Below are 8,674 nucleotides of genomic sequence, written 5' to 3'. Positions count from 1 at the left end.
CCGGTGGGGTGGGTGTGGTCGGTGAGGTCGGCGGTGGGTTGGTCCGCGTCGTCGGGCCGACCCCTCCGGTCCCCCTGGGAGAGGTCGGTGAGGTCGGCGGTGCTCTCGGCGCCGTCCGCCCGTTCCGAAAGTTCCGAGAGCGAGCGGACGTGCTGTGTCCACTCCTCGCCGTTCCACCAGCGCAGCTGATTCTCGGCCCCGTGGGGATCCGCGTACCAGCCCGGTTCGATCGATCCACCCATGGGCGACAGACTAGAGGGTCCGTGGACCGGGAACGACCAGGGTTCCGTTACGTGGGGGAAGGCGAGGGACGTCAGATCGGGGAGGCCGTCACATGTTCCCGGATTCCGTTTCCGTTATGTCCGACCTGGGGGAACGGGGCGACGCTCACCGATGCCGCGGAGCCGTCGCGCGGCCGTGGCACGGAACGCCCCAGAAGCCGTTGCGGATCGATGCCGCCGGGGGAGGCGGAGGACACACCGGGGACCTGGGAATGGCCGAAGTGGCCGCCCTGCGCCCAGAGATGGTCGCTGCATCCTCGGGAGTAGGGGGAGGCCGCGGGGGGAGGCCCGGCGGGCCAGCGACGCGGGACGCTCCAGGAGTCGAGCCAGTCGAGGATGGGGTCGAGGCCGGCGAGAGGGCCGTCGGTGAACGGCCGTAGTGAGTGCCCGATCACCTGGATGAGCACGCAGACCCGTCCCTCGCGGGCCCTGTCGGGGCCGCCGGTGGTGAGCTGTCCTTCGGCGCAGGCCGTGGCGGGTAGGAGCTGTACGGTCTCTCCGGTCAGGGGATTCCACACGAGGTGGGCGGTCCGCCCGTCGGCCTCCAGGCGTTGGGCCACGGCACGGGCGGAAAGGGCGTTCGGGTCGGATTCGGTGGTCTGCCACACGGCGCGCGGTGCGCCGCCCCGGAGTCTGCCTCCGGGGGACGTGCCGCGGACCCGTCCGGCGCCTGGCATCCACGCGTTGCCCACGACGGTCACCTCTCAACGAGTTCGCACGTGTTCCGCACTCCCTGCGTATGCGAAGACGCCCGTTAAGTCCATAGGTGTCGCCTGCTGGGTGGGGACGTTCTGTCTGTCCCATCCGGCGCGGGCAGTGGATATCGCGGGGTGAGGTGTCCCGGCCAGGACCGGCCACCTCGCGACGGTTTACCCCTCTTCCCCGGTGTCGGCGATGCGTAGCGCGAAGGACTGGAGGAAGATGTCGCCGATTTCGGTCGGGTCGTCGGTACTGTAGGCCGCCCCCTTGGTGACCTGGGCGATGCGCTCCAGCGGCTCAGGGTCGATGTCGGGGCCGAAAGCGATGGAGATGACCGCGACCGGACGGTCCGGGACGAACTCCTCCTCCAGGGTCGTCAGGAGTTCGTCCAGGCTGATGCTGCCCTCGTCGTCGTTGTTGCCGTCGGTGAGCACCAGGATCGTGTTGACCCGATCGGCCTTGTAGGTACGGGACATCTCGCGGTAGGCGGCGAGGATGGTGTCGTAGAGACCGGTGTCGCCGTCGGGTTTCGGCTCGATCCCGGCGAGGGCGGTGGTGAGAGCCTGGTGCTGGGTGCCCCCTTCGACCTCGTTGTCGAGTGGCCGGATCGGGACGGTCTCCCGGTAGTCGAGGTCGCCGTTGATGCGGACGGAGAACTCCCACAGGCCGATCTCGGCGTCCTCGGGGAACAGCGACAACCCCTCCGTGGCCGCCTGGGTGGTGACGTTCATCCGGGTCAGGCCGGTGCCGGGGACGGCCTCGGCCATCGAGCCGGAGATGTCCAGGACGGTGAGCATTCGGGTGTTGAGTTTGAGCTGGTTCCACGCCCTGGTGAGCTGTTCCACCGCGCCCCCGGAAGGGGAGGGGAGTTCCGCGGGGATCTCCTTTTGGAAGCCGGCCTCGGAGCGCAGGACCTCGGTGTCGGCGGTGCCGTCGGCGGATCGGAAGCCTTCGCCGCGGATGAGGGACTGGGCGTCATCGCCGGTCAGCTCCGCGCGGAACGCCTCGGCGGCCCGGGACAGCAGGGGGTCGTCGGTGCGGAGCAGGTAGGGATAGTCCAGCGTGTAGGTACCCCCTTCGGGATAGTTGACGTGCGCGGGGGCGTTCTCGTGTTCGTTGTTGTAGCGCCACGCGGCCTGTTCGGACAGGACCAGAACAGGGCTGGCGTCCCCGGAGTCCCCGCTCAGCGCGCTGAAGGCGGCCTCTTCATCGGTCGCGACCCCCTGTTGCAGTCCTTGGAAGGCGGCGATGAGCCGGGCCTGCTGCTCTTGGCCGTCGCCGATCGCGCCCTTGATGAGCGCGAGGGTGGCCAGGCCCGAGGAGCTGCGCACGGGGTCGATCAACCGGACGTCGTAGCCGCCGTTCCCGGGGGTGGCCGTGTCGGTCGGGACGAGGGTGGCCCAGGAGGTCGCCTCGCCGTCCTCCGCGGCTTCGCGGGGGAGCGCCAGGACGAGCGGGGAGTGGGCGACGGCGGTCCCGGTGTCGGTCAAGACGGCGTTCTCGGTCGAGCGCTCGACGAGGGAGGGCCACAGCGACGAGTCGGGGATCCACACGTGGGAGGAGGTGTCCCCCATGGTGGGGCCGGCGCCGCTGATGCCGTAGGCGACGTTCGCGGAGTCGGCCCCGCGGACCTCGACCTGGACGCAACGGCCGTCCAGCGAGTGTTCCCCGGCGTTGAAGGACGAGGCGATCCGGGTGAGGACGGGGGAGAGCTCGGAGGCGGCGAGGACCTTCAGGGAGATGTCCTCTCTGCCACAGCCGCCCTGTCGGTCGATGAGGACCCATCCGGTGACGCCCAGACCGAGGAGGACGGCGAAGGCGGCCGCGAACGCCGTGATGGCGCCGCCTCGGCCGCGTCGTCTGCGGCTGCGGCCGGAGCGACGGCGCGGTCGGTGATCGTCCTCGTCCGGGCTGTTTCCGCGGTGCCGTCCCAAAGTGGTGTCCTCACTGGTCTGATCCCGACGTTTCCAGGTAGCGAACGGTACTGAAGTCGCTATCGGGACAAAAGGGGGACTTCTCCTCCAGGAGAGTCGGCGGAGGAGGGGAAGTGGCTTCCTCGATAGACGAAAAGCCGGTTTCTGTAGGCTTTTGTGGCGGTGGACGGTTGATGAATAGTCGGCGGACCCCCTTTTCCGTAGCCGAATCGTGATCCGCTGAGCCTTGTCCTCCGGGAAACAGTCGATGACTCCCCGGAGCTGGGCGATCACCTGTGGTGTCGCCGCGAGGGAAGGCGGGTGAGAGGGGAGGGAAGGAAGCGGTTCGTGGCCGAATGAGCGGGCCGGGGCATTTTGCGCTGCGATTCGCGGCTAGGATGCCAAACGGCTCGCGCCGGCGTTCTGCCGGACTCGCGTGCCGGGTAGGGGCGCGGCGCCACCGGGGGAGGACGGGCCGCGCGGCCCGGCCGCGGTGGGGGAGCGCGGGATGAAACGGCCGGTACGGGAGAGTTCCCGTCGGCCTGCGTGACCATCCGAATTCTTAGAGTGGCGGCCATGTCCAAGTTGAACCCTCGCCGGACCTCCCACGGCACGATCGGTACCACGCTCCTGGGCGGCCTGTGCCTGGGCGGGGCCCTGGTCTACACGGCGATGATCGGCGCCTCGCTGGTGTCTCCGCCCGCCTCGCCTCTGTCCGGGCAGGAGATGACCGCGATGAGCGGCTTGGGCGATCTCTCCCTGGGGCCCGTCGGCAACATCGAGGTCCGCGTCGACGACGGGGAACAGGTCTACGAGCAGAACCTGACCTGCACGGGGGTGCCCGACGTGGACCCGGCGGCCTGTGCCGCCCTGGCCGAGCGGGCCGAGCGGGACGAGACCGACACCCCCTTCGACGAGGTGGCGCCCAACGCGGTCTGCACCGATCTGACCTATGGCCCCCAGCGCGCCACGATCACCGGCACCTGGGAGGAACAGGAGATCGAGACCGAGGTCACCCGCGTGGGCTCCTGCCAGGAGGCGCGCTGGCAGCGGCTCAGGCCGCTGACCGACCCGCTGGAGTAGGACCCCGGACACCCCTGAGGCGGGGGCGTGCGATGCTTGGACCCCGTGAAGGTCATCGAGGTCAGCGACGCCACCGACGAGCGGTTGGCCGATTACGTGCGGCTCCGCGACGTCAACCTGCGCAAGAGCCTGGAGGCCGAGCACGGCCTGTTCATGGCCGAGGGCGAGAAGGTGATCCGCAGGGCGCTCCAGGCGGGCTACCGCCCACGCTCCTTCCTGCTCACCGAGCGCCGGCGTGAGGCGCTCGCCGACGTCATGGAAGGCCTCGCCGCTCCGGTGTACGTGGTCAGCGAGGACGTCGCGCACCGCCTGGTGGGCTTCGACCTGCACCGTGGCGCGCTCGCCTCGTTCCATCGCAGGCCCCTGCCGACCGTCGAACAGGTCATAGCCGACGCCCGTAGCGTGGTGGTGCTGGAGGACATCGTCGACCACACCAACGTCGGGGCGATCTTCCGCAGCGCCGCCGGGCTCGGGGTGGACGCGGTCGTCCTCGCCCCCCGTTGCGCGGACCCCCTCTACCGCAGGTCGATCAAGGTGTCGATGGGAGCGGTGTTCACCCTGCCCTACGCGCGTCTGGACGACTGGTACGCGGGGTTGGGGGAACTGAGCCGGCTGGGGTTCCGGCTGCTCGCGATGACACCGGCCCCGGGGTCGGTCCCCATCGCCGAGGCGCTGGCCGGCACCGGAGCGCGGGACCGGAACGCGCTCCTCATGGGGACCGAGGGCGACGGCCTGTCGTCACGCTGGATGGAACAGGCCGACGTGTGTGTGCGCGTTCCCATGGTCGACCGTGACGTCGACTCCCTCAACGTCACCGCGGCCGCCGCCATCGCCTGCTATGAGCTGGTCCGGGGGCGGGTCGAGGACCGCGCGGCCGGTTGAGGGGTCATGCCCCGCCGGGGAGGATGAAGTTCCAGGCCCCGGGCAGCACCCGCCAGGTGCGCGAGGTGATGTTCTCCTCGAGTTCGCCGTCGTTGCTGGCGGTGACCGGCTCGCCTCGGACCGAGATGACCTGCGCCTGGCGGCGGTAGACGTCCATCTCCATCGGGTGGGTGCCCCGGTGGAGCCGGATCGCGTGGGCGGCGCGCCGCCAGAAACCGCGGGAGCGCGAGACGACGAGGTTGATCAGGCCGTTGTCGACCCGGGCGTCGGGGTCGAGGGTCCCGGCGCCGCCCCCGATGAAGCGGCCGTTGGCCAGCCCGACCATGAGGACCTTGTGGCGGGTGTCGATCACGGTCTCGCCGTCGGCCTCGACGTGCAGCCGATACCCCTGCGCGGCCCAGCCCGCGATCAGCCCGCCGACGGGGAAGCTCACCGGTCCCAGGACCTTCTTCCAGCGGGCCGCCTCACGGGTGGAATCGGCGCCGACACCGAGGTGGACGGCGTTGACCGTGATCTGGCCCTCGTCGTCGACGAAGAGGTCGAGCGGTCGCGCGGTCCCCTCGGCCAGGGCGTGGGCGGCGTCGGCGGCCTGCAGGGGGATGCCCAGGCCACGGGCGAAGTCGTTGCCGGTGCCCAACGGGATCAGGCCGACTGTGCGTTCTCCCAGTTCCGAACGTCGGTGCAGCGCGTTGGCCAGCGCGTGGAGACTGCCGTCCCCTCCCGCCACGACCACGGTCTCGTGGCCGAGGTCCAGGAGCTCGTCGAGTTCCTCGGGGGAGCAGGAGTAGCCGACCTCGACCGCGCCGCCGCCCGAGATGGCCAGCTCGCCGACCGCCGTGCGTAACAGGGCGTCCTCGTTCGTCCCGGCCTTGGAGTTGCTGATGATGAGCACGGGATCCCTCCGGGGGTTCGTGGTCGGCACGGGGACGGTCACCGTGCGGATCATCGAGACGTGCGGAGCCGTGTCACGGGCTCCGACAGCGCTATTGCCCGCTGTTGGGCGGATTACTCCCCACGGCGGGCGTGCATGTCCCCACAGGTCGGGCGTCTGGCCGCTCCGGGACGATCGGGGCGCCGCTGGTACCTTCGATGATGATCAGACCCACGACCGCGGGCCCTCGCGCGGGCCCGGCCGTGGCGTACGGAGCGGAGGAGCGGGCGATGGGCGACCGGGTGCTGGTCCCCTGGGACCTCGACCGGAGCGACGGTCTCGGGGATCTGCGGGTGGAGGTCTACGACGGCACGGGCGAGCCGCCCGGGGACCTCTCCGACGTGGTCTTCTACGTCGCCCCCTATGGGCGGGCGGGAGCGCTTCGACCGGTGGCGCGCATGCCCCGGCTGCGTGGCCTCCAGCTCCTCACCGCGGGGTACGAGCACGCGCTCGAGGTGCTTCCGGAGGGGGCGGCGCTGTACAACGGGCGCGGCCTCCACGACGCGAGCACCGCCGAGCACGCGCTGGCCCTCGTCCTGGCCGCCCAACGCGACCTGCCCCGCTGGACCGCCGACCAACGCCGGCACACGTGGGCACCGCACTACACCCGTTCCCTGGCCGGGTCACGGGTGCTGATCGTCGGCTACGGCAGCATCGGCGCCGCGATCGAACAGCGGTTGGTCCCGTTCGAGGCCGAGGTGGTGCGCCTGGCCCGCCGGCCGCGGCCCGAGACGGGGGTCCACGGGATCTCCGACCTGCACCGGCTGCTGCCCGACGCCGATGTGGTGGTGATCGTCGTGCCCCACACGCCCGACACCGAGAAGATGTTCGGCGCGCGCGAGTTCGCGTTGCTGCGCGACGACGCGCTGGTGGTCAACGTGGGACGCGGTCCGGTGCTCGACACCGAGGCGCTGCTCGCGGAGAAGGGGCGGGTGCGCGCCTTCCTGGACGTGACCGATCCGGAGCCGCTGCCCGCCGACCACCCGTTGTGGGACGCGCCGGGAGTCCACATCACCCCGCACGTCGCCGGGGGCTCGGCGACGTTCTACCCGCGCGCCCGCAGGTTCGTGGAGGAGCAGATACGCCGGTGGGCGGCCGGTGAGCCCCTCGCCAACGAGGTCCGCGCGGGCGCGGGGCAGGGCTGAGCCGGGTCACGGCCGCCGCCGTGTCCCGCGGCGCGGAATGTCGCAGGTCGGGGCCAGAATTAGGGCATGCGTACCGCCGTGGCCCCGGATCCGGACGGCGGGGCGATGCTGTGTCGGCTGCGCGCCGACGGCACGCCCCAGGGGGCGCCGTGGCACGCCGCCGACCTGCCGGCCGAGATGGCCGTCCTCGAACGCTCGCCCGCCGGCCCGCCACGGTGGGTGTGGGCCGCCACCAGCGAGATCTACCCCTCGTTGCTACGCAGAGGGACACCGCGCCTTGGACGCTGCCACGACGTCGCCCTTGTCGAGGCGCTGCTCCTCGCCCACCAGGGCCGTTCCGGCGAGGCGCGTTCCCTTGGGGCGGCGTGGGCGCGGCTGCACGGCAGGAGCGTGCCCGACGATCCCGTCTCCCAGGTCGGTTCGAGCCCCCAAGAGGCCCTTTTCGAGCCCGACCGCTCGGCTCTGCCGGCCGGCACCGACCACCTCGCCGCGCTCGTCGAGGTCCACGCCGACCAGCAGCGTCGTATCGCCGCGCTTGCCCGGCCCGACCGTTTCGCGCTGCTGGCCGCGGTGGAGTCGGCGGGGGCGCTGGCCGCGGCGGAGATGGCGTTCGACGGCGTGCCGTGGCGAGCCGACGTCCACGACCGGTTGCTCACCGAACAGCTCGGTCCCCGGCCGCACGCGGGTGCGCGACCGGAGGTCCTCGCCGACCTCGCCGAGCAGATCAGCGCGGCCTTCGGGCGCACGGTCAACCCCGACTCGCCCGCGCAGCTCCTCAGGGCCTTCGCGGCGGCCGGCCACTCCCTCCCCTCGACCCGTTCCTGGGTCCTGAAGGGCGTCGACCACCCCGCCGTCCCGCTGCTGTTGCGCTACAAGGAGCTGTCCCGGCTGTTCTCGGCGAACGGGTGGACGTGGCTGGACACCTGGGTGCGCGACGGCAGGTTCCGGCCGGACTACGTCGTCGGTGGGGTCGTCTCGGGCCGGTGGGCCACCCGGGGCGGTGGCGCGTTGCAGATTCCCCGGGCCATCCGCAGGGCCGTGACCGCGGATCCGGGATGGACCCTGGTGGCGGCGGACGCCGGGCAGCTCGAACCGCGCGTCCTCGCCGCGCTCTCCGGCGACCACGGGCTCGCCGCGGCGGCCGCGGGGGGTGACCTGTACGCCAGGCTGGCCGGCGCGTTCGGTGGTGACCGCGACCGCGCGAAGATCGCGGTGCTCGCCGCGATGTACGGCCAGACCGGCGGGGATGCCGCTCCGCTGCTGCGTGTCATGCGGCGCGCGTTCCCTCAGGCGATGCGGCACGTGGACGCCGCGGCGCGGGCCGGGGAGGAGGGACGGCTGGTGCGCTCCCTGCTGGGACGGACCTGTCCGCCGCCCTCCGCGAAGTGGCGGCGGATCGTGGCGGAGGAACCCGACAGCGAGGCGGCGCGGCGGGCGGCGCGCGAGCGCGGGCGCTTCACCCGCAACTTCGTCATCCAGGCCACGGCGGCGGAATGGGCGCTGGTCCTCATGGCCGCCGTGCGGCGCCGGATCGGGGCGGAGGAGTCGACCCGCGACACCGTTCGGCTGGTGTTCTTCCAGCACGACGAGCTGGTCCTGCACACCCCCCGTCCCCTCGCCGGGAAAGTGGTGGAGATGTTGGGCGACGCCGAGGCCGAGACCCGTCGGACGCTGTTCGGTGAGACGGACGTCCGCTTTCCGCTGGACGTCTCCGTCGTCGAGTGCTACGCCGACGCCTGA

Annotated in this window: 8 protein-coding genes; 4 read left to right on the top strand and 4 right to left on the bottom strand. The window is 71.6% G+C overall.

The annotated features are described in order from the left end of the window. The 3 genes from B5D66_RS25115 to B5D66_RS13905 form a co-directional block, all read right to left on the bottom strand. Positions 1 to 242 (bottom strand): DUF2510 domain-containing protein (locus B5D66_RS25115; protein ID WP_144390142.1); only part of this gene is annotated, 242 nt, incomplete at its 3' end. A gap of 71 nt (positions 243 to 313) precedes the next feature. Next, complete coding sequence (locus tag B5D66_RS13910) at positions 314 to 841, bottom strand: hypothetical protein (RefSeq protein WP_235000985.1); 528 nt, start codon at positions 839 to 841, stop codon at positions 314 to 316. A 309-nt stretch (positions 842 to 1,150) separates the two neighbouring features. After that, positions 1,151 to 2,914, bottom strand: coding sequence for a substrate-binding and VWA domain-containing protein (locus B5D66_RS13905; protein ID WP_078762159.1), 1,764 nt, complete (start codon positions 2,912 to 2,914; stop codon positions 1,151 to 1,153). 555 nt (positions 2,915 to 3,469) lie between these two features. Between B5D66_RS13905 and B5D66_RS13900 the strand changes: the two genes are divergently transcribed. Together B5D66_RS13900 and B5D66_RS13895 are read left to right on the top strand one after the other, a co-directional pair. Next, positions 3,470 to 3,976: a hypothetical protein gene (locus B5D66_RS13900; protein ID WP_144390124.1), complete on the top strand. Its 507-nt coding sequence runs from the start codon at positions 3,470 to 3,472 to the stop codon at positions 3,974 to 3,976. 45 nt (positions 3,977 to 4,021) lie between these two features. Then, on the top strand, positions 4,022 to 4,858 hold the full coding sequence (locus B5D66_RS13895; RefSeq protein WP_078762346.1) for a TrmH family RNA methyltransferase: 837 nt from the start codon (positions 4,022 to 4,024) through the stop codon (positions 4,856 to 4,858). A gap of 4 nt (positions 4,859 to 4,862) precedes the next feature. Here the strand turns inward: B5D66_RS13895 and B5D66_RS13890 are convergent, their stop codons facing one another. Continuing rightward, positions 4,863 to 5,792 carry a diacylglycerol/lipid kinase family protein gene (locus tag B5D66_RS13890; RefSeq protein ID WP_235000984.1) on the bottom strand — a complete coding sequence of 310 codons (930 nt, stop codon included), beginning with the start codon at positions 5,790 to 5,792 and terminating at the stop codon, positions 4,863 to 4,865. A gap of 227 nt (positions 5,793 to 6,019) precedes the next feature. Between B5D66_RS13890 and B5D66_RS13885 the strand changes: the two genes are divergently transcribed. Beyond that, positions 6,020 to 6,934, top strand: coding sequence for a 2-hydroxyacid dehydrogenase (locus B5D66_RS13885; RefSeq protein ID WP_078762157.1), 915 nt, complete (start codon positions 6,020 to 6,022; stop codon positions 6,932 to 6,934). Positions 6,935 to 7,000: 66 nt separating this feature from the next. Continuing rightward, positions 7,001 to 8,674 carry a bifunctional 3'-5' exonuclease/DNA polymerase gene (locus B5D66_RS13880; RefSeq protein ID WP_078762156.1) on the top strand — a complete coding sequence of 558 codons (1,674 nt, stop codon included), beginning with the start codon at positions 7,001 to 7,003 and terminating at the stop codon, positions 8,672 to 8,674.

The sequence above is a fragment of the Marinactinospora thermotolerans DSM 45154 genome (genome assembly GCF_900167435.1).
GTDB lineage: Bacteria > Actinomycetota > Actinomycetes > Streptosporangiales > Streptosporangiaceae > Marinactinospora > Marinactinospora thermotolerans.
Note: the sequence above shows the minus strand (reverse complement) of the source record. Positions and strands in the feature narration are given on the sequence as shown.

Bases quoted from the DNA above. Each gene is read 5' to 3' on its own strand.
- B5D66_RS13900 (WP_144390124.1), top strand. From the start codon at position 3,470: ATGTCCAAGTTGAACCCTCGCCGGACCTCCCACGGCACGATCGGTACC.
- B5D66_RS13880 (WP_078762156.1), top strand. From the start codon at position 7,001: ATGCGTACCGCCGTGGCCCCGGATCCGGACGGCGGGGCGATGCTGTGT.
- B5D66_RS13885 (WP_078762157.1), top strand. From the start codon at position 6,020: ATGGGCGACCGGGTGCTGGTCCCCTGGGACCTCGACCGGAGCGACGGT.